This window comes from Pseudoclavibacter sp. AY1H1 (assembly GCF_002931055.1).
In the GTDB taxonomy this organism is placed as follows: Bacteria; Actinomycetota; Actinomycetes; order Actinomycetales; family Microbacteriaceae; genus Pseudoclavibacter.
Window position 1 is genome coordinate 186,776 of the sequence record NZ_PSXX01000003.1, and the last position, 19,791, is coordinate 206,566.

Annotated in this window: 17 protein-coding genes; 4 read left to right on the forward strand and 13 right to left on the reverse strand. The window is 70.8% G+C overall.

The features are described from left to right. Positions 1–36 precede the first annotated feature (36 nt). Together C5E05_RS07625 and C5E05_RS20510 are read right to left on the reverse strand one after the other, a co-directional pair. On the reverse strand, positions 37–3,972 hold the full coding sequence (locus C5E05_RS07625; RefSeq protein ID WP_104341559.1) for an AAA family ATPase: 3,936 nt from the start codon (positions 3,970–3,972) through the stop codon (positions 37–39). Continuing rightward, the gene (locus C5E05_RS20510) at positions 3,963–4,097 is read right to left on the reverse strand and encodes a hypothetical protein (protein ID WP_258064793.1); all 135 of its coding nucleotides are present in this window, start codon (positions 4,095–4,097) and stop codon (positions 3,963–3,965) included. Before C5E05_RS20510 ends, C5E05_RS07625 begins: the two co-directional genes overlap by 10 nt. Positions 4,098–4,172: 75 nt before the next feature. Between C5E05_RS20510 and C5E05_RS07630 the strand changes: the two genes are divergently transcribed. The 3 genes from C5E05_RS07630 (at position 4,173) to rnhA (ending at position 6,595) form a co-directional block, all read left to right on the forward strand. Further along, positions 4,173–5,276 carry a GNAT family N-acetyltransferase gene (locus C5E05_RS07630; protein ID WP_104341560.1) on the forward strand — a complete coding sequence of 368 codons (1,104 nt, stop codon included), beginning with the start codon at positions 4,173–4,175 and terminating at the stop codon, positions 5,274–5,276. Between the two features lie 123 nt (positions 5,277–5,399). Next, the gene (locus C5E05_RS07635; protein ID WP_104306210.1) at positions 5,400–6,092 is read left to right on the forward strand and encodes a bifunctional 2-polyprenyl-6-hydroxyphenol methylase/3-demethylubiquinol 3-O-methyltransferase UbiG; all 693 of its coding nucleotides are present in this window, start codon (positions 5,400–5,402) and stop codon (positions 6,090–6,092) included. Positions 6,093–6,160: 68 nt separating this feature from the next. Further along, complete coding sequence (gene rnhA, locus C5E05_RS07640) at positions 6,161–6,595, forward strand: ribonuclease HI (RefSeq protein ID WP_201297737.1); 435 nt, start codon at positions 6,161–6,163, stop codon at positions 6,593–6,595. 22 nt (positions 6,596–6,617) lie between these two features. Here the strand turns inward: rnhA and C5E05_RS20345 are convergent, their stop codons facing one another. Both C5E05_RS20345 and C5E05_RS07650 read right to left on the reverse strand, forming a co-directional pair. Beyond that, a complete protein-coding gene (locus C5E05_RS20345) occupies positions 6,618–8,573 on the reverse strand; it encodes a hypothetical protein (protein WP_219819502.1) in 1,956 nt (651 codons plus the stop codon). Positions 8,574–8,583: 10 nt separating this feature from the next. Next, positions 8,584–9,126, reverse strand: a complete 543-nt coding sequence (locus C5E05_RS07650) for a TetR/AcrR family transcriptional regulator (protein ID WP_104341561.1) — start codon at positions 9,124–9,126, stop codon at positions 8,584–8,586. A 54-nt stretch (positions 9,127–9,180) separates the two neighbouring features. Between C5E05_RS07650 and C5E05_RS07655 the strand changes: the two genes are divergently transcribed. Then, positions 9,181–9,903, forward strand: a complete 723-nt coding sequence (locus tag C5E05_RS07655; RefSeq protein ID WP_104341562.1) for an MBL fold metallo-hydrolase — start codon at positions 9,181–9,183, stop codon at positions 9,901–9,903. Between the two features lie 53 nt (positions 9,904–9,956). Here C5E05_RS07655 and mutM read toward each other — a convergent pair whose 3' ends face one another. The 9 genes from mutM to C5E05_RS07700 form a co-directional block, all read right to left on the reverse strand. After that, positions 9,957–10,826 (reverse strand): bifunctional DNA-formamidopyrimidine glycosylase/DNA-(apurinic or apyrimidinic site) lyase, encoded by an 870-nt coding sequence (mutM, locus tag C5E05_RS07660; RefSeq protein ID WP_104240622.1) that lies wholly within the window; start codon positions 10,824–10,826, stop codon positions 9,957–9,959. A 2-nt stretch (positions 10,827–10,828) separates the two neighbouring features. Next, positions 10,829–11,575, reverse strand: coding sequence for a ribonuclease III (gene rnc / locus C5E05_RS07665; protein WP_104240621.1), 747 nt, complete (start codon positions 11,573–11,575; stop codon positions 10,829–10,831). Between the two features lie 10 nt (positions 11,576–11,585). Beyond that, on the reverse strand, positions 11,586–11,789 hold the full coding sequence (rpmF, locus tag C5E05_RS07670; protein ID WP_068484295.1) for a 50S ribosomal protein L32: 204 nt from the start codon (positions 11,787–11,789) through the stop codon (positions 11,586–11,588). 41 nt (positions 11,790–11,830) lie between these two features. Beyond that, positions 11,831–12,451 (reverse strand): DUF177 domain-containing protein, encoded by a 621-nt coding sequence (locus C5E05_RS07675; protein WP_258063767.1) that lies wholly within the window; start codon positions 12,449–12,451, stop codon positions 11,831–11,833. A gap of 43 nt (positions 12,452–12,494) precedes the next feature. Then, positions 12,495–12,995, reverse strand: a complete 501-nt coding sequence (gene coaD, locus C5E05_RS07680; protein WP_104240619.1) for a pantetheine-phosphate adenylyltransferase — start codon at positions 12,993–12,995, stop codon at positions 12,495–12,497. Positions 12,996–13,094: 99 nt separating this feature from the next. Then, the gene (locus C5E05_RS07685) at positions 13,095–13,826 is read right to left on the reverse strand and encodes a copper resistance CopC family protein (RefSeq protein WP_104341563.1); all 732 of its coding nucleotides are present in this window, start codon (positions 13,824–13,826) and stop codon (positions 13,095–13,097) included. 49 nt (positions 13,827–13,875) lie between these two features. Then, complete coding sequence (locus C5E05_RS07690) at positions 13,876–16,026, reverse strand: ATP-dependent DNA helicase RecG (protein WP_104341564.1); 2,151 nt, start codon at positions 16,024–16,026, stop codon at positions 13,876–13,878. After that, positions 16,026–18,470: a DUF3488 and transglutaminase-like domain-containing protein gene (locus C5E05_RS07695; protein ID WP_104341565.1), complete on the reverse strand. Its 2,445-nt coding sequence runs from the start codon at positions 18,468–18,470 to the stop codon at positions 16,026–16,028. Before C5E05_RS07695 ends, C5E05_RS07690 begins: the two co-directional genes overlap by 1 nt. Further along, positions 18,467–19,789, reverse strand: coding sequence for a DUF58 domain-containing protein (locus C5E05_RS07700; protein ID WP_104240615.1), 1,323 nt, complete (start codon positions 19,787–19,789; stop codon positions 18,467–18,469). The genes C5E05_RS07695 and C5E05_RS07700 overlap by 4 nt, the downstream gene beginning before the upstream one ends. Positions 19,790–19,791 lie beyond the last annotated feature (2 nt).

Genomic DNA, 19,791 nt, shown 5'->3' on the forward strand with positions numbered 1-19,791 from the left:
CAGGCAGGCAGGCAGGCCGCGGCCGCGGGGCGGCGCTCAGGCGGCGGGCTGGTCCTCGCTGCGGTGGATGCGCTGGCCCACGACGGCAGACACGCCGTCCTGCCGCATCGAGACGCCGTAGAGGGCGTCGGCGATCTCCATCGTGCGCTTCTGGTGGGTGATGACGATGAGCTGGCTGGACGCGCGGAGCTCCTCGAAGACCGCGAGGAGTCGACCGAGGTTGGCGTCGTCGAGGGCGGCCTCGACCTCATCCATGATGTAGAACGGGCTGGGCCTGGCCTTGAAGATGGACACGAGGATCGCGACCGCCGCGAGCGAGCGCTCGCCGCCGGAGAGCAGCGAGAGGCGCTCGATCTTCTTGCCGGCCGGCCGCACCGAGACCTCGATGCCCGTCGTGAGCATGTCGTCGGGGGCGGTGAGCGTGATGTCGCCGGAGCCGCCGGGGAAGAGGATCGGGAAGACCGTGTGGAACGCGGCTCGGGTGTCTTCGAAGGCGGCCTCGAAGACGGTGCGCATGCGCTCGTCGATGTCGCCCACGATGCGCAGCAGGTCGGCCTTCGTCGCGGCGAGGTCGTCGAGCTGGTCGGCGAGGAACGCGTGCCGCTGCTCGAGCGCCGCGAACTCCTCGAGCGCCAGCGGGTTGATGCGGCCGAGTGTGGACATCTTGCGCTCTGCCGCGGCGAGACGCGCCTGCTGCTCCGCGCGAACGAACGGCACGCCCACGAACTCCTCCTCGGCGTCCCCCTCGAGAGTCGCGGCGAGGTCGTCGTCGAGCTGCTCGGCGAGCGCGGGGACGGCCCCGGCCGAGATCGCTGCCGCGGCCTGGGCAGCGGTGCTGACGTCGGCGCTGCTGTCGACGTGCTCCGCGGTGGCGTCGGAGTGCTCGGCGCTGTCACTGTCGGCTGCGGTGTCTGCGGCGCTGGCGGCCCTGGACGCACTCGGCTGGCCGGCCGCGTCAGCCGCCTCGCCCTCACCCACGGCCTCGACTACGCCGCTCGCCGCCGCCGAGTCCTCGGCTCCTGCGGCCGCCTCGCCCTCGCCCGCAACCTCGTGCCTGGCTCGCTGCTCGGCGAGCGCGGAGGCGATGCGCTCGGCCTTGGCGCGGAGCGCGTCGTCGTCCGCCGGCACGAGCTGGTCGGGACCGTACTCGGCGACGAGGACCGCCTCTGCGAGGCGCAGCTCGCTCGCTGCCCGCTCGAGGGTGGAGCGCAGGGAGCTCTTCTTCTCGTAGATCTGCAGCTCGATCGAGTGCACGTCCTCGGTGATCTCGCTGAGGCGCGCTCGCAGCTGCTGCTCCGTCTGGCGGAGCTGGCCGAGCTCCTCGTGCTGGGCGGCGCGCTCGCGCTCGGCTTCGGCGAGCTGCTGCTGGGCTTCGGCGAGCGACGCCTGGACGGCGGCGGTGAGGCTCGGGATGGCGGCGAGCACGCGCTCGGTCTGGGCGAGTTCGGCGCGGCGCACGACCGTCTCCCTGGCGGCCTTGTCGGCAGCCTGGCGGTCGGCTTCGAGCTGACGCACGAGGGATTCGGCGCGGAGCCGCTCGCTTCGGGACCGCTCGCGCAGGGTCTCGAGCTGCAGCCGGGCCTCGACCTCGGCTTCGCGGGCACGTTCGACGGCGGCGTTGGCGTCGACACGCGCTGAGGAGTCGAGCTCGGGGCGAGGGAGGGCTTCGTGCTCGGCGAGCGCCGCCTTCGCGGCGAGCGCCGCCTGCTCTGCGGCTTCGACGCCGCTCGAGGCGAGGTCGAAGGCCTTCGCGGCGCGCGCGAGCTCGGCGATGCCCGCATCCACTCGCGCGCTGGCCCGGTTGAGCTGCTCTCGTTCGGCGGCGAGGGCGCCGTCGAAGGCGCGGAGGGCGTCGAGCGTGCGCTTCGCCTCGGCCTTCGCCGCCTGCGACGCGGCCCGGTGCTCGGCGAGCGCGAGCGCGGCCTGGTCGAGTTCGTCCGTGACCACGGTGAGGCGTGCGGATGCTCGGTCGCGGGCGGCGAGCAGCTCGAGGCGGCTGGTGCCCTCCTCCGCGAACCCGCCGCGGAGTGAGGTGCTCGTGACGACCTCGCCTGCTCTGGTGACGACGGTAAGCCCCGCGCCTGCGGGGGCCGCGCCTCCCGAGGACCCCAGCGCGGCCATCGCCGCGCGTGCCTCGTCGAGCGTCTCGCTGACGTGCACGTGGGCGAGCAGGGCGGTGATGGCGGGTGGCCCCTGCACCAGAGCCGCCGCGGGGCGGAGCCCCTCTGGCAGCGGCGGGTTCGTGGAGCCCGCATGGACGGGCCCGCCCTCGCCGAGTTCGGCGACGATCTCGACGAGCCCGAGCTTCTCCCCCGTGGCGTGCGCGAGCACTCGGAACGCGGCATCGGCGTCGCTCGCGAGGACCGCATCGGCCGTCGAGCCGAGGGCGGCGGCGATGGCGGCCTCGTAGCCCTCGTCGATGCGGAGGTGCTCGGCAACGGGACCTTCGACCCCCTCGAGGCGTGCGGCGAGGAGCGCGGCGGTGCCGTCTTTCGCGGCTGTCGCGAGGGTGAGCGCCTGCACGCGCGCCTGGAGGGCGTCGCGCTCTCGCTCGAGCTCGTGGGCGCGGGTGCGTCCGGCGTCGAGAGCCTGCTCTGCTTCACGCTGTGCCGCCTCGGCGCGCTTGTAGGCGGTGTCGAGCTCGCTCGAGTCGGAGGCGCTCTGGACTGCGGTCGCGTCGAGCTCCTCCTTCGCCTTCGTCGCCTGCGCGAGGCGGTCGCTCGCAGCATCGCGCGCGTTGCGCTGCCTGAGCACCTCGCCCCGCACGGACGCCAGCTTCGAGGCGGCAGTGTCGGCGGCGCCGCGCAGCTCGCTGCGGCTGAGGTCGTAGGCGGAGATCCGGGTCGCCTGGGCCTGGATCTCGACGTCGATGCGGTCGAGGGCGGCACGCGCATCCTGCGTGGCGAGCTTCGTCGCCTCCCAGAGCGCCTCGGCCTCGGCGGCACGCCCCGCGAGCGCCTCCGTCTCCCGGCGCGCTGCGTCCACCGCCTCGAGGGTCACGGTCGGCACGAACGCCGGCGACTCGAGGCGCGAGACGAGGAGCCCCTTGCGCTGCGAGGCGAGCGCGTTGAGGTTCTGGATGCGTTCGCGCACGCTCTCGAGGTCGAACACGACGCGGCGCGCACCGTCGGCAGCGTCTCCGCGGTTCTCGGCGGCGAGCAGCTCGGCCCGGTTGAGGGCGGCCGTGAGCTTCTCCTGCAGCACGACCCGCTCCTCGGAGCGCTCCTGCTCGATGCCGGTCGCGAGCCGCAGGGCCGCGCGCAGCTGCACGACGTCGTCGGCGAGCAGGCGAGCCTTCGCGTCGCGGGCGATGGCCTGGATGCCCTGCGCTCGCCTCGCGATGTCGGCCTGCCGGGAGAGGGGCTTCAGCTGCCGGCGGACCTCGTTCGTGAGGTCACGCAGGCGCGTGAGGTTGGCCTCCATGGCCTCGAGCTTGCGCACCGTCTTCTCCTTGCGGCGGCGATGCTTGAGGATCCCGGCTGCCTCCTCGATGAAACCTCGGCGCTCCTCCGGCGTCGCGCGGAGCACGGCGTCGAGGCGTCCCTGCCCGACGATGACGTGCATCTCCTTGCCGAGACCGGTGTCGCTCAGCAGCTCCTGCACGTCGAGCAGCCGAACGCCGTCGCCGTTGATGGCGTACTCGGAACCGCCGTTGCGGAACAGGGTGCGACGGATCGTCACCTCGCTGTACTCGATGGGGAGCATCCCGTCGGCGTTGTCGATCGTGAGCGTCACCTCGGCGCGGCCCAGCGGCCCGCGGGTCGCGGTTCCGGCGAAGATGACGTCCTCCATCTTGCCGCCGCGGAGGCTCTTCGCGCCCTGCTCGCCCATCACCCAGGCGAGCGCATCCACGACGTTCGACTTGCCTGAGCCGTTCGGCCCGACGACGCACGTGACCCCGGGCTCGAGCGCGAGCGTCGTCGGCTGCGCGAACGACTTGAAGCCCTTCATCGTGAGGCTCTTCAGATGCATGCGCGCTCGCTGGCCTCTCGCTGGTGGTCGGACATCGCTCGTGGGTCGGTCTGGCTGAGGTGGTGGTCGGGGTTGGCTGCGTCGGTCGGGATGGGCTGGTCGGGCGGGATGGGCTGGTCGCTCACTCCGGCGCGAGTGCGCCTTGGATCGTCGCGCTGGCGGGGCTGTCGACGCCTTGACCTGACAGCTACGGTACCGGAGTGGACTACTTCATTCGGGAGCTCACGCCTCCAGATCCAGCGTCGGACCGAGACGCTGAGGCCTGGGGCCTGCTCGAGCGCTTCGCCGACATCGTCAACCGCGGCTCTGCGGGCACCTACGGTGAGGGGCGGTTGCTCGAGACGAGCCAGCGGGTCCTCGCCGACTGGACCATGCCAGGACCGGTCACCACGCGCCTCTTCCTCGCGTTCCAGCGCGGCGCGAGCGACCTCGAGGCCGAGCGTCCCGTCGCCGCTGCGAAGCTCATGGTCTCGCCCCGCGACTCCCCCTCGCTGGCCTATCCTCACGTCGTTGTGGATGCACCCCACCGGCGACGCGGTATCGGCACCTTCGTCGCGGCCCACCTCGAAGACCTCGCTCGGGCCGACGGGCGCACCTCCCTGCAGGCCTGGGTGGAGCATCCAGCGGTCGGCGGGGAACGGGTGCCTGCGCCGACGGGACATGGCAGCGTCTCGGCGGCGGACCCGGCGGCGCGATTCCTCTGGATGCACGGGTGGGAGCTGGGGCAGGTCGAGCGCATCAGCGAGCTGCGCCTGCCCGTGCCGGCGGGACGTCTGCGTGCGCACGTCGAAGCCGCGGTGGCCCGGGCTGGTGCGGCCTACCGCCTGCTGACCTGGGAGGGGGAGAGCGACCCCGAGTACCTCGACGACCTGGCGCGGCTCAACGGCGATATGTCGATCGACGCACCGGCTGGCGACCTCGAGGCCGATGAGGAGCACTGGGACGCCGAGCGCGTCTCGCAGATGGAGCGTCGAGTGCTCGCCGCCGGCTCCACGTTCCTCAACGCCGCCGTGCTGCATATCCCGAGCGGCACCCTCGTGGCCCAGTCCATGCTGCAGCTCGACCTCGACGACACGACGCGGCCGGCGCAGCAGGACAACACGCTGGTCACGTCGACGCACCGCGGCAGGCGACTCGGGATGCTCGTGAAGGCCGCGAACCTCGTGCAGCTCGCCGAGCGCTACCCGGAGTGCACCGGAGTGTTCACGTGGAACGCTGAAGAGAACGCCCACATGCTGCGGGTCAACGAGGCGCTCGGCTTCGTTCCCCTCGCGCCGGAAGGCGGCTGGCAGAAGCGGCTGTGAGGCTGCCTGGCTGCGTGGCTGCGTGGCTGCGTGAGAGACGAAACCCCAGGAGCCGAACACCTGGCGCTTGCGGTTCTCGCAAACCAGGTTGCAGATGTTCGATCTGGTGCGCATGCTGAGCGCATGACCTCGCACAACCACCACGCCACCACGAGCTCGAGCCCCGACGAGCCTGGCGCCGGAGCGACCGCCCAGCCGCCGCTCGAGTTCTGGGACGAGCTCTACAAGGCGAAGCCCGCCGTCTGGTCCGGTCGCGTGAACGCGAACCTCGCGAGTGTCGCCGGCACGCTCACACCGGGCCGTGCCCTCGACCTCGGATGCGGCGAGGGTGGCGACGCGATCTGGCTCGCCCAGCAGGGCTGGCGGGTCACCGGCATCGACATCTCGACCGTCGCCATCGAGCGCGCACGCGCCGCAGCCATCGACGCTGGCGTCGACGCCGCGCTGCTCGACTTCGCGACGGGCGACCTCGAGACCTGGTCCCCGGACGATGAGCTCGATCTCATCACGGCGAGCTTCTTCCAGTCGCCCGTCCACCTGCCTCGGGCGGAGATCCTGCGCAGGGCCGCCCTCATGCTCGCACCCGGCGGACACCTCCTGACCGTCGCGCACGCCGGAGTGCCGTCGTGGGTGCAGGACTCGGAGCATCCCGCGCACCTCTTCGTGCAGCCGGACCGGGAGATCGCCGAGCTGGCGCTGCCCGCCGGGGAGTGGGAGACGGTGATCGCCGAGTCGCGGACCCGCGACGTCGCCTCCCCAGAAGGCGCTCCCGGCACGCTCGAGGACAGCGTGGTGCTCCTACGCCGAATGGGCTGAGCCTCGGCACCCGACTACTCTTGCGTGGTCGGCGACGGAGATGAGGGACGCACGTGAATGATGTTGTGATGTACACGGATGGCGCCTGCAAGGGCAACCCCGGCCCCGGCGGCTGGGGAGTCTGGCTGCGGTCGGGCGACCACGAGCGGGAGCTGTTCGGCGGCGAGCTGAACACCACCAACAACCGCATGGAGCTCAAGGCCGTCATCGAGGGGCTCAGCGCGCTCAAGAAGCCCTGCAGCGTCGCCCTCTACCTGGACAGCCAGTATGTTCGCAAGGGCATCACGGAGTGGATCACGGGGTGGAAGGCGAAGGGGTGGAAGACCGCCTCGAAGCAGCCCGTCAAGAACGCGGAGCTCTGGAAGGAGCTCGACGCGCTCGTCGAGGACAGCGGACACACCATCGAGTGGCGGTGGGTGAAGGGCCACTCGGGTGATGTCGGCAACGAGCGCGCCGACATGCTCGCGAACAAGGGCGTCGACCAGGCGCTGGGTCGTGGCTAGCAGTACAGCGAGCGACGCTCGGTCAGAGGCGATAGGCGACGTCGCCGAGCGGGATGAGCTGCGGGTTCTGCGCCACCCAGGTGACGGCCACTGACCGCATCAGCTCATCCCACGAGGCGTCCTCGAACCCGCGACGCGTGGCGAGATGCTCCTGGATCTCGAGGACGCAGTCCCACCCAGGGCCGCTGATGCCGTTGTCGAGTCCGGTCTCGAGGTAGCCGTGCCAGGCGCGTGCGAGATCGACGTGCGCCTCGGTGAAGTCCAGGCCGTCGTTGCCGCGGATCTCGGCGAGGATGACGTCGACGATGCGGACGACCTCACCCTGCACGGTCGCTGCTCGGCCGACCTCGGGAACCAGCTGGCCACGCAGGTTCGCGAAGCGCTCCGCGTCCGTGTCCCCGATCGCGCGGGCCAGGGAGGCGCTCGGCGCGGTGATCCGCTCGGCTGGCTGCGCGCCCGTGAGCTCGGAGAGGCGTGCAAGCGCGGCGTCCTGAGTCGCGGCGTCTTCCTCCGAGAGCAGGATGCGCCTCGCCTCGCTCGAACGCGCCGCGAGCGTGATGTCGGCGCGCACCGCATCGGTGACGGGAGAGCCTGCCGCGACGAGGAGCTCGACGAGCTGCGTGAGGGTGAGGAGATCGTCGAGGCCGTCGCCGACGACGCCTCGGCTTGCGGCCAGCTCGAGCGCCAGCAGCGGCGTCGGCGCCTGGCTCGTGCCGGTGCCCGCCGAACCGGTGCGGGCACCGGGCAGCACACGCTGCGCGCTCACCTCCGCGCCGGACCGCAGGAGGAGGCGGACGTTCTCGACGTGGAGGCCGTTTGCCGCGTGGTGGAGCGGCCGGTAGCCCTTGCTGTCGGTGCGCTCGGGGTCGGCGCCGAGGCCCAGGATGACGGCGATCGGGTGACCGACGCGGGCGTGGTTGCCGAGCACCGTGAAGCGGCTGGCCGTCTCGGTCTCCTCGAGGTCGAGGCCCGCCGCGACCAGCTGCAGTATCTCCTGCTGCGTGGTCCTGAGCTTGTCGGCGACCGTTCCCTCTGCGGCGCGCGGCAGCACCACCGGTCTCGTCGAGAGGTGAGGCTGCTCGGCATAGGTCTCGACCAGGCCTCGCAGCCAGGCGGCGTCGAGACTCGCGTCGTCGAGCCCACGGTCGAGCACCACCCGACGCACTCCCCCGTGATCGATCTCGTCGGCTACCTGCTGGAGCGTCGCCGTGACGAAGCGCGGCGCCGGTCCGGGCGTGCCGAGCGAGGCTCGCCTGGACGTCGTGAACGCGAACAGGGTCGACACTCCGTCGTCCTCGGAGATCGCGAGCCGGGACGTGCTGGGGTCGAGCGCCACCACCCAGGTGCCGCGCACCATGGCTCGTGCCCAGTAGCCGTGGAAGGCCGCGGAGTCCGCCGGATGCTCGCGGTACTGCTGCGCGAGCAGCGACAGGGTTGCGAGCTCCCGCGGGCTGGGCTGCTCGGCACGCTGCCGGCTGCGCTCCCGCGCGGCGAGCGTCTCCGACACCGGGCGCGACAGGACGAGGTCGCGGAACCGGACGAAGTCGGAGAAGCTGCCGGAGAGGGCCTGCCTGAGCTCGGCGGCGTCGCCGACCCAGGCCGTGTCCTCGGGGTCATCGAGCGCCTGTGGCGGGTGGTTCTCCGCGGGGACGATGTACGTCGGACTTCCCTGCGGGTTGACGATGAGGAAGCCTGCCGCGACGCAGAGCTCGAAGATGAAGCCAAGCTCAGCCTCTGAGAGCGTGGCGTGGAAGATGCCGCCGGCGAGCGGTGCCTCCTGCTCGGGCGGGTCGAGGTAGAGATCGGACCAGTTCCCGTCGAAGGCGAGCGGCTGCCCTCCGGCGTCGAAGAGTGCCCCCGTGCTCTCGTCGGGGACGACGTGCAGCCCCCGGGCGGCGAGGAACGCCGCGAGTTCGTGCCGGTCCGCATCGACGTGCTCGCCACCCTCGATGCGCATGAAGTTCAGCGAGTAGCCCATGACAACGACCCTAGCCGCGCGCGCCGATCGCGCGGACGATGCCCGCGAGTCCGTAGCGCCAGGCCTTGTCGATGTCTCCGCCGAGGTTGAAGCCTCGGTTCAGCTCCATGCTGACGAAGCCGGCAGCCCACGCGGTCAGGGTGCGGGCCGCCTCGAGCGCTCGCTCCTGACCGGCGAGCTCGCCCGCGAGGCGCAGGATCCTCGCGCTCGCGTCCGCACCGAATTCCGGCCGTGCTACGGGCGTTCCGGCCCCCGGCGTCATCACGAGCTGGAACGCGGCCGGGCGCTCGTGCCCGAACGCCCGGAACGCATCAGCGAGCTGCTCGAGATCGCCCGCGGCGTCCAGCTGCTCTCCGAGCTCGACGAGGGTCGCCTCGGCAACGAGCTGGATGAGTTCCTCACGATTCGCGACCCGCTTGTAGAGCGACGGCGCACGGACTCCCACCCGGACGGCGACCGCCTGCATGCTCAGCCTGGGGAGCCCCTCGCTCTCGAGGAGGTCGCGGGCGGCGAGCACGATCGCGTCGAGGGAGGTCCTGTCCGGAGTAGGCATGCCCCCCACTATAGCTATTGACAGTAGCCATGATGGCTACGTACCATAGCCTTCATGAGACTCGACGCTTCCCTCCACCGCATCGGCAACGACATCGTCGCGGCCTACCTCGTCACCACCCCGGAGGGCGTGACCGTCATCGACGCCGGCCTCGCCGGCCACTGGCGCGAGCTCGTCGCCGAGCTCGCATCCATCGGACGCTCGGTCGACGACATCAAGGGCGTGATCCTCACCCACGGCGACTCCGATCACGTCGGCTTCGCCGAGCGACTGCGACGCGACCACGGCGTCCCGGTCTATGTGCATGCGGAAGACGCGGCCCGCGCGAAGGGCGGGCCGAAGCCCTCGAACTCCAAGCAGTCGATGAAGCTCGGTCCCCTCCTCACCTTCGCCGCCTACACGCTGCGCAAGGGCGGAGCGCGAACCACGTGGCTCACCGAGGTCATCGAGGTGCAGCACGGAGCGACGCTCGACCTCCCGGGCTCGCCGCAGATCATCGGCATGCCCGGCCACTCGCCGGGCAGCATCGCGGTCTTCGTCCCCGCCGCCGACGCCGTCTTCGTCGGGGATGCGCTCACGACCCGCCACGTGCTCACCGGGCAGGAGGGCCCGCAAGCGGCCCCGTTCACCGACGAGCCAGCGCAGGCCATGACGTCGCTCCGCGCCATCGTCGACACGAAGGCGAAGTGGGTGCTGCCAGGACACGGAGCGCCCTGGAGCTCAGGAGTGGCTGCGGCGGTCGCGGCGGTCGAGTCGGCCTCCAGCAGCACTCACTGAGCTCACCGCTCGTCGCCACGGAGCACAGCGCAGGGCGACGCTGGCCCTGTGGCCTACCGCTCTCGCTGGCACTTCTCGCAGAAGTGCGAGCCCCGGTTCTGGAACTTCTCGCGAACGATCGGCCGCCCGCATCTCGGGCACGGCTTCCCCTGGCGCCCGTACACGTTGAGCGAATGCGCAAAGTAGCCGGCCTGCCCGTTGACGTTCACGTACTGCGCATCGAAGGAAGTGCCACCCTCGGCGAGCGCCTTCGCGAACACCTCCCGCACGTGCAGCAGCAGCTCCCTCGCCTTCGACGGCGACAGCCCGGAGGTCACGCGCCCGTAGTGCAGCCGCGCCCGCCACAACGCTTCGTCGGCGTAGATGTTGCCGATGCCCGAGATGAGCGTCTGGTCGAGGAGCGCCGACTTCACGCCCGTCCTCCGGCGCAGCAGCGCCGCCACCCACGCGTCGTCATCGAAGTTCGGATCGAGCGGGTCGCGTGCGATGTGCGCCACCTGCGACGGCACACGCTCGCCCTCGACGTCCGCCGTCGGCACGAGGCGATCGACGGCCAGCGAGCCGAAGACGCGCTGGTCAGCGAAGGCGACGACAAGATCGCCGGCGGGACCATCGACGCGGATGCGCGCTCGCAGGTGCCGGTCGTCGGGCGCGTCCGACGTGCGGAGCAGCATCTGACCGCTCATGCCGAGGTGCGCCGTCAGCGCCTCTTCGCGGCCCGCGAGCGGCAGCCACAGGAACTTCCCGCGCCGCGACACGCTCGAGATCCTCGCCCCTTCGAGCGCACCGACGAACTCGGCCGAGTCGCCAGCGTGTCGACGCAGCGAGCGCTCGTCGAGCACCTCGACGGCCGACACGACGGCACCCGTGACCGCGGGTTCAAGGCCGAGGCGCACGACCTCGACTTCAGGCAGCTCCGGCACGGCTAGGAGCCCGCAGGGGCGCCGTCGCCGCCGTCGTTCAGCTGATGCCATGCGGCAAGCGCGCCAGCGACCTCCGCCTGCTTCTTGCTCGTGCCGACGCCCTGCGCCTGCGCGAGGATGCGCTTCTTCTTCAGCACCGTGACCGTCGCCGTGAAGCTGCGGTCGTGCTCGAGGCCAGACCCCTCCACCTCGTAGCGCGGCGGCTCGGCGCCCCGCGTGTCCGCAAGCTCCTGCAGTGCGGTCTTCGGGTCCTGCTCGGCCCCGAGACGCCACACCACAGCCAGCTTCGGCTCGACGAGGCGCAGGACGAGCTCCGTCGCGACCTCGACCCCGGCGGAGAGGTACGCGGCGCCGATGACCGCCTCCACCGTGTCCGCCAGGACGGAATCCTTCTTGTTGCCGCCCGTCAGGTGCTCGCCGCGACCGAGGTGCAGGTAGGCGCCGAGGCCGAGGCCCCGCGCGATCTCCGCCAACGCCACCGTCGAGACGAGGGATGCGCGCAGACGCGACAGCTGCCCCTCCGAGTAATCGGGGTACGTCCGGTACAGCATGACGGTGACGGCCTGCCCGAGGATCGAGTCGCCGAGGAACTCGAGGCGCTGATTGTCGGGGATGCCACCGTTCTCGACCGCGTACGACCGGTGGGTCAACGCGAGCTCGAGGAGCGAGGGAACGAAGTCGACCCCGAGGCCGCGTGCCAGCTCAGCTGACGGTGCGGCGTCGGGGTCGATGATCTTCACGTCGTGCATGACGCGAGGATCAGACGTCTGCGACCTTGCGGCCCTTGTACTCGAAGAACAGCGGAGTGCCGGCTGCGTCCTCGACAACCTTCGCGCGGTGCGGGAGGCTGTAGGTGACCTTGCCGTTCTCGACGGTCTTGACGAGGGTCGGCACGGAGGCCTTCCACTGCGAACGGCGCGAACGCGTGTTCGAGCGGCTCATCTTGCGCTTGGGGAGAGCCATCGGCGTCTACCTTTCATCTTTCATCGTGCAGGGAGGCGGGCTCAGTACTGGCCCGGCTCCCCCTTGTAATCATGGTTGCGCGCATCCTCAGGAGATTCTGTCTCACGAGGACCCGCGGCTTCCTCGGAACCCGTTGCTGGTTCCTCGGGTGCTTCTGTTGAAGCGCCAAACCCTGCCAACGCCGCCCAACGCGGGTCAACCGCTGGTGCCTGCTCTTCGAGCGGCTCCACCAGCTTCTCGCCGGTTTCAGGATCTAGGCCGAGGCAGTCCGGCCGACAAACCGGCTGGAATGGCAGTGCGAGCACTACCGCATCGCGAACGGGCGGTTCAAGGTCGACAATGTCGTCGTGAACCTCGTACTCGAGGGCTTCGTCGCGAGCATACGCGAAAAGCTCTGCGAAATCGACCCGGAGCGGCTCGTCCAGCGGTGTCAGGCACCTGCTGCACTCCCCGGCCATCCTCGATTCGAGGCCGACCGTCGCGAGGATGCCGTCATGCAGCACCTCGAGACGAACGTCGAGTTCGACCGGCGTGCCCTTCTCGATGTAGCCGAGCCCCTCGCCGATGCGCTCAGGCGCATCGAAGTCGAGTTCGAGCTCGCGCATCGTGCCGGGCTTGCCCACGATGGTCGCAATGTTCACGAAGTACGGAGAGGAAGTCACCGGGAGATTGTACGCCCTCGTCGCGGAGTGCATCCCGAGCCACCTACTCGATGGAGGTGTCGGTGTCGCCCTGCAGGTACTCGTAGACGACACGAGGCACGTACGGCGACACGTCTCCACCGAGCGAGGCGACCTGACGGACCAGCGAGCTCGAGACGTGCGCGTGGCTCGGGTCTGGCAGCATGAACATCGTCTCGACTCGGGCGAGGTTGCGATTCACGATCGCCATCGGCGTCTCGTAGGTCACATCGGCCTGTGACCGGATGCCCTTCACGATGACCTTCGCGCCGACGTCGGTGCAGTAGTCGACGAGCAGGCCCACGCTCCACGACGCGACGCGAACGTTGCCGCGGATGCCGGTCGCCGAGACCGCCTGCTCGATGAGCTCGACGCGGCGCGAGATGGGCAGGAGCGCGTGCTTGTCGGGATTGTGCACAACCACGACGTGCACTTCCTCGAAGACCGTTGCGGCACGCTGGATGACGTCGAGGTGGCCAAGGGTAACCGGATCGAACGAGCCGGGAACGACAGCGATTCTGCTCATGCCCACAAGACTACGGGGCGGTCCCTGCACGTCGCGCCCATGGAGCGCTCATCGCGTGATCGGGACGCGTGGAGCAGGCGTGGCAGGGTCAGATGCGAGCTAGACGCGGGTGGGCGTGTCGTCGTCCCCATCGGCCAGCGGCTCCTCGGGCTTCGGCGTGCTGCTCGCCTCGAGGTCCGCGGCCTTGCGCCGGAAGAGGATGAACGAGACGAAGACCACGGCCACACCGGCGAGCCCCATGAGCACCCAGGCCCACGGCGGGATCCCGGAGGCAGCGGCCGTCGACTGGGACGCCTCATCCGACGTTCCCGCGTCGCTGTTCGTGATCGCGGCCCCCTCGGTGTTCTCGGCGGCACCGAACCCAGCAGAGGCGGACGCGGACGGTGCGGCGTCCTCAGCCGGCGCCACGCCGACCGACACCGTGAACGGGATCGTGCCGGAGATCGGGTGGCCGTCAGAGGAGACGACCTGCCAGTTCAGGGCGTAGTCCCCCGCAGCGAGCTGCGGGAGCGCCTGCGTCACGACCGAACCGTCGGCCGTGGCCGCCGACTCCAGCTCGACCGCTGTCTGCTCCACGGCGGTCACCGCGAACAGCTCGACCTGCGGGCCGAGCGTGCCTTCCGACTGCACCTCCGCGGAGAACGTCAGGGTCGCGCTCTCCGGAGCCACGTCGACCGACTCGTCGGCGGCCGGGCTCGACTCGATCAGCTGGTCGTGCGCGGAAGCGAACTGCGAGCCGAGACCGAGCGCGAGGGCCAGGAACGCCAGCATGGCGGCCAGCATGAGGCGGGAGGCGATGCGGAGCGCGTGTGCGGAGGAGGAAGAGGTCACCCGCCCATCGTAGGCCAGGGCACGCTCGCCGGCCGAGGAGCTCGAGCCGTCAGGACTTGCCGAGGAACTCCCGCTCCTCGAAGCTGTGCCGGCCGATGGCCGCCTTGAGGTCGGGCCACCGCTTGAGGCTCCAGTCGTCGTTGATGAGCAGCGCCGCCTCGTCCCTGGCGGAGCGGATCAGGTCGGTGTCCTCGATGACGCGCAGGAGCTTGAGGGACGTGCGTCCTCCCGACTGCGCCGTGCCGAGCACGTCACCCTCGCGTCGCAGCTCGAGGTCGCGTTCGGCGAGCTCGAACCCGTCGAGCGTCTCGGCGACCGCGTTGATCCGCTCCCGAGCGGTGGACTCCTCCTCGGTGTTCGAGACGAGCAGACAGAGTCCTGCGTGCTCTCCTCGTCCGACGCGGCCCCGCAGCTGGTGGAGCTGGGAGACCCCGAACCGGTCGGCATCCATGACGATCATGACCGAGGCGTTCGGCACGTTCACGCCGACCTCGATGACGGTCGTCGCGACCAGCACATCGATCTTGCCCTCGGCGAAGGCCCGCATGGCGGCATCCTTCTCATCGCTCGGCATCGCCCCGTGCACGGCGGCCACGCGCTTGCCCGCGAAGAGCGGATGCACGGCGAGCGTCGGCGCGAGCTCCATGACGGCGGTCACGGGCTGGGCCGGCTCCTCGCCATCGACCGGCTCTGCGGGTTCGGCTGGCTCGATGGCGGGGCACACGACAAACGCCTGCCGCCCCCGGTCGACTTCCTCCGCGACGCGCTGCCAGGCACGCTCCAGCCAGTGCGGATGCTCGCGGGTGGCGACGACGAACGTCTCGATCTTCTGCCGCCCCTTCGGCATGGTCACGATGCTCGAGATGTCGAGGTCGCCGAAGACCGTCATGGCGACCGTGCGCGGAATGGGAGTGGCCGTCAGGACCAGCAGGTGCGGAGGCTGAGCGCCCTTCGCGCGCAGCGACTCGCGCTGCTCCACCCCGAAGCGGTGCTGCTCGTCGACGATGACGAGGCCGAGGTCGTCGAACATCACGTCGTCGCTCAGAAGCGCGTGGGTGCCCACCACGATCTTGGCCTCGCCGGCGACGACGCGCAGCGCTGCGCGCTTGCGCTCCGTCTTCGTCATGCTGCCGGTGATGAGGGTCGGAATGAGCTTCGCGGAGAGCTCCGGACCGAGGGAGTCGATGATCGAGCGGTGGTGCTGGGAGGCGAGGACCTCGGTCGGCGCGAGCATGGCCGACTGCCCGCCTGCATCGGCGACCTGCAGCATCGCGCGCAGCGCCACGAGGGTCTTGCCCGAGCCGACCTCGCCCTGGACGAGACGGTGCATGGGCACGCCGCGGGCGAGGTCCTTCGCGATCTGCCGCCCGACCGTCTTCTGGTCGGGCGTGAGCTCGAACGGCACGAGTCGGTCGAAGGCCTCGAGCATCGGCCCGACCGTGTCGGTCCTCGCTCTCGCCGCGACGAGCTCGGAGATCGCCCGGCGCTGGAGGAGCGCCGCCTGGAGCACGTACGCCTCGGTGAAGCGCAGCGATTCCCGCGCCCGCTCGAGCAGCTTGAACGTCTCGGGCTGGTGGATGGCGCGCATCGCCTCGTCGTAGCTGTACATCCCGAACATGGCGCGCGTCTCCACCGGCACTGGGTCGCGGAGGAACGGCACGGCGTCGAGGACCGCCTGGACGGCCGCCGCGACCTTCCAGGTCGGCAGGCTGGCGGTGGCCGGGTAGATCGGGATGGGCTCCTTGAGCCACTGGTCGCGTCGTTCCGAGAGGGCCTCGAGTGGCGCGTTCTCGAAGAGCTCGTACTCGGGGTGGGCGAGCTGGATGGCTCCCCGGTACGCGGAGGCCTTGCCAGAGAAGATGCCGGTCACGCCCGGCTGCAGCTGCTTGGCACGCCAGCTCTGGTTGAAGAACGTCAGCGAGACGATGCCCTTCTCGTCGGTGATCTCCACTTCGACGATCGAGCCTCGTCGTGCGCGCATCTGCCGCTCGTTGACGCGCAGCACCCGCGCAACGAGCGTGACGTGCTCGCCGAGCGGCAGCGACTCGATGGCGGTCATCTCGCCTCGACGCGCGTAGCGGCGGGGGTAGTGCTCGAGCATGCCCGCGACGGTCGTCACGTCGAGCTGCTTCGCGAGCTGCTGCGCGTCGCGCTTGCCGAGGACGTCCTCGAGCGGGGTATCGAGACCGATGTCGTCCATCAGCGCCTTCCTGACAGGGATGCGGGCGCGAGCACCGCCCGGCGTCGCGCTGCGGACGAGGCGGATGCGCGAAGCGCGGACCGGACCAGGAGGACGTCGTTCCAGATGCCTTCCCGCTCGTGCTGGCTCAGCGCGTGCGACGCGCCGGGGTCCGAGAATGCGGCGTGCTCGTGCTCGATCCGGAGGCGCTCGAGCGCGCTCCGCGCGTCAGCGACGCGCTGGGCGGTGGCGGCGGAGACCCCGGCGCCGTCGCCCGTCGCGCGCTCGGGGGCTTCGAAGCCGGCGGCGATGGCCACGACGACGGCTGCCGGCGTGAGGCCGGTGCCGAGCGGCACCCCGTAGTCGACGGCGCTCTCGGACACCTCCTGCCAGGCGGCGTTGCCTGGACTCGGATGTTGAGGCGGCGAGCCTGCCAGGACCGCGACGCGACGCGCGCGGCGCCTGGCGCCCCGCAGGAAGGCGGGGATGAGCAGGAGCGCGACCAGGGCGAGCACGCCGCCGATGACGGCGAGGGTGATGAAGAGGGCCGTGAGGTCGACGGCTCCGCTCTCGCCATCCTGCTCGCCTGCCCCTTCGGCGCCCTGTGTCGGCGTCGGGGTCGGCGTCTCGGTCTCAGGCGGCACGGTCGGGGCGGCGCTGCTCTCGGTCTCGACCGGCGACGGCGAGGCCGAGGGGGCGACCTCAGGCGTCATCGTCGGCGCCGTCGTCTCGCCGGGGCCGGGGGCGACGAGGTTGCCGAGCGCGCCGGCCGGCGTCGTCTCGAACATGACCCAGCCGTGGCCGGGCAGGTAGAGCTCGGCCCACGCGTGGAGCTGGTTGCTCGTCACGGTGTAGACGGGCTGGCCCTCCGCGTTGAGCTCGCCGGCGGAGCCGGGCGTGAAGCCGACCCCGATCCGGGACGGGATGCCGATCATGCGCGCCATGACGGCCATCGACGATGCGTAGTGCACGCAGTAGCCGGCCCGCGCTTCCAGGAATTGGGCAATGACGTCGAGGCTCGTGCCGTCGTACCCCTGCTGGACGGGCGCGGTCTCCGAGTAGGCGAACCCGTCGGCGAAGAACGACTGGAGCTGCAGGGCCTGTGTCCCGGCGGGCGCGTCCTCGTCGACGATCTCGCCGACCACGTCGCGGATGCGGTCGGTGCTCGGCCCCTCCGGCACCTCGGTGAGGGCCTCGAGACCCGCCGGCACCTCGGCGTCGAGCTGCGAGATCGCCTCGAAGCTGGGGGTCGGCACCACGGTCTGGATCTCGTAGTTCTGCGCGAGCGCCTCGTCACCGGCGCTGCGGACGTCGCCCGTCTGCTCGTCGAGGAGGAAGTCTCCCTGCAGGTCGATGATGTTGGCCGCGAACCCCGGGCGCGGGAGGAAGGAGCTGACGCCGTCGTTGAGCACGATGCGCGTCGTGAACTCGCTCGACTCAGCCCCGGCCGAGACGCCGTCGGGCAGCGGCAGGTCGCCGCCGTCGACGCTCAGATTGCCGTCGAAGTCGCCGGGCATCCAGTCGTCCTCGCCGCTGAGGTCGCTGAGGGTCTGGAGCGTGAGGTACGGGAGCGAGCCCTGGTCGGTGGTCGTGGCGTAGCGCAGCACCTCGACCGGGTTGTTGCGCCGCAGGTCCTCGCCCAGGTCGATGATGGGGTTCGCGCGGTTGGTGGAGAGGCCGGAGGTCGAGGTCTGCCGGATGGCGTCGATGCCGGTCGGCGCTGGAACGACCGTGGAGGCCACGAGCACGGCGACGAGGGACACGGCGGTGACCGCGAGGGCCCCGCCGAGGCCGGCCACGCCTCGACTGTCGACCAGGAACCCCTGGTAGGAGAGCTCCTCGTCGTGCACGCGCTGGTGCCAGCTCGAGACGGCGTAGAGGAACACCGCGAGCGCCAGCGCCGCGAAGACGTACGACCAGCCGTTGAAGGCGTCGATGCCGAGCGCCATCGGGATGAGCGGGAAGGCGAGCAGGGGCAGCGTCGCGAGCGAGCGGCCCCTGATGCCGAACACGAAGAAGTCGCAGAGCACGACGATCACGGCGACGCCGATGAGCACGAGCATGGTCATCGCGTCGGTCTCGCGCAGCGGGGCGGCGTCCGAGCGGAGCTGCTCGACGAGCTGCTCGGCAAGCACTCCCCACCCTTCGACCGTGGCGCGCGGCGAGCCCCGCCCGGTGAATCCGACGAGGACAACCGCGCCGCCCACCATCGAGGCGACGAGCGCCCACAGCTGCGAGCCCGTGAAGGTGCGCACGAGGGCGGCGACCCCGAGCATGATCGTGACGAGCACGATCGCCTTCGCCGACCACGTGTTCGTGTCGAAGATCGGCCAGAGGAGGTTCGTCGCACTGAAGATCAGGACCGCGAGGGAGACGGTGACGACCCAGGAGCCGTTGGCTCCCGGAGTGCCCTTCCAGCCCTGCCGACGACGCATCTGCGCGGTCGTGGTCGCGTGCGAGCTCATGCGGTGGCCTCCAGTTCGAGCAGCGGCGTGAAGGGCTTGGCTCTGGCGGGCGAGTAGACGGCGACGTTCCAGCCCGCATCGGTGAACGATGTCAGGGTGGCGCGCGGCACCGGCTTCGCGGAGACGATGAGTGCGAGGGCCGGGGCGGCCACCGCCGACAGCGAGCGGATCGCGGTCAGCCCGTCGCCGGCCAGGTTCCGATGCACGTACACGACCGGCGTGCGCGCCACACGCGAGATGTCGTCGACGACCTCGGCGCAGGCCTCTCGCCGCTCCCCCGCCGCCGAGTCGGGTTGCGTCAGCATGAGCCTGCGCATGACCGACTCGAGCGCTTCCTCGGAGGGGGTGCGTGTGCTCTCCGTGTCGCCGTCGAGGCCCGCGTGCGTCTCGAACAGCTCGGTCTCGTAGCCGAAGCGGTGGAAGCGAGCGAGCACGGAGGCGGCGAGCGAGACGGCGAGCTCGAACTCCGCGTCGATGGCCGTCGCCGGTGCCGACTGCTCGTTCATGAGGTCGACGAGGGTCAGCGGCGCCTTCGGCTCCTCGGCGGCGGCCGTCGCGCTCGTGTCGAGGATGACCACCGAGGTGTCTTCCGCGTGGTGCTCTTCCTGTCGCACGCGCAGCTCGCCCGCGTGCGCCGTCGCACGCCAGTGGATGCGCCTGAGCGGGTCGCCGCGACGGTAGTCGCGGGTGAGGACGTCGTCGGAGTCCCCGGATTGCGCGACCCCGGCCTCGACTTCGCCCCCGCTCTTGCCGCTCGGCACGGACATGGCGGGCAGCTCTGCCACTCGAGGCCAGACCTCGACCTCGGTGGCCTCGCCGATCTTGAGGACTCGCCTCGTGAGACCGAGCCCGTCGGCATTGTCGAAGAAGAGCGGGCCGACTTCGTGGACGCCACGGCGCATCGAGTCGACGCCGTAGGCGACGCGACGTCGGCGCTTGTCCTCGTTGCGGTGGAGTCGCGAGCCGATAGCGGGCAGCACCCCGCCGATGCTGGACGGCTCCGCACCGGGCAGGAGATCGAGGTAGGAGCTCGGCTCGAGCGCGATGAGCGAACGGTTGCGCACCTCGGTGACGACCCGCATCCGGTCGCCGACGGCAAGGGTGGTCGGGTAGATCGTGCGCACCGCGTCGAGCCGAGGTCGCCAGATGAGGCGCAGCACGAAGGCGACGAGCGGCAGGGCGATGAGGAACCCGCCGAGCGCGAGCAGCTCACCCCGGCCGAACACCACGGCGGCTGCGGCCAGCAGCACGCCGACCACCACCAGGCCGATGGCTCGGCTGGTGGGTCGCAGCCGCCTCTCGATGCGCCTCGTCGCCACGC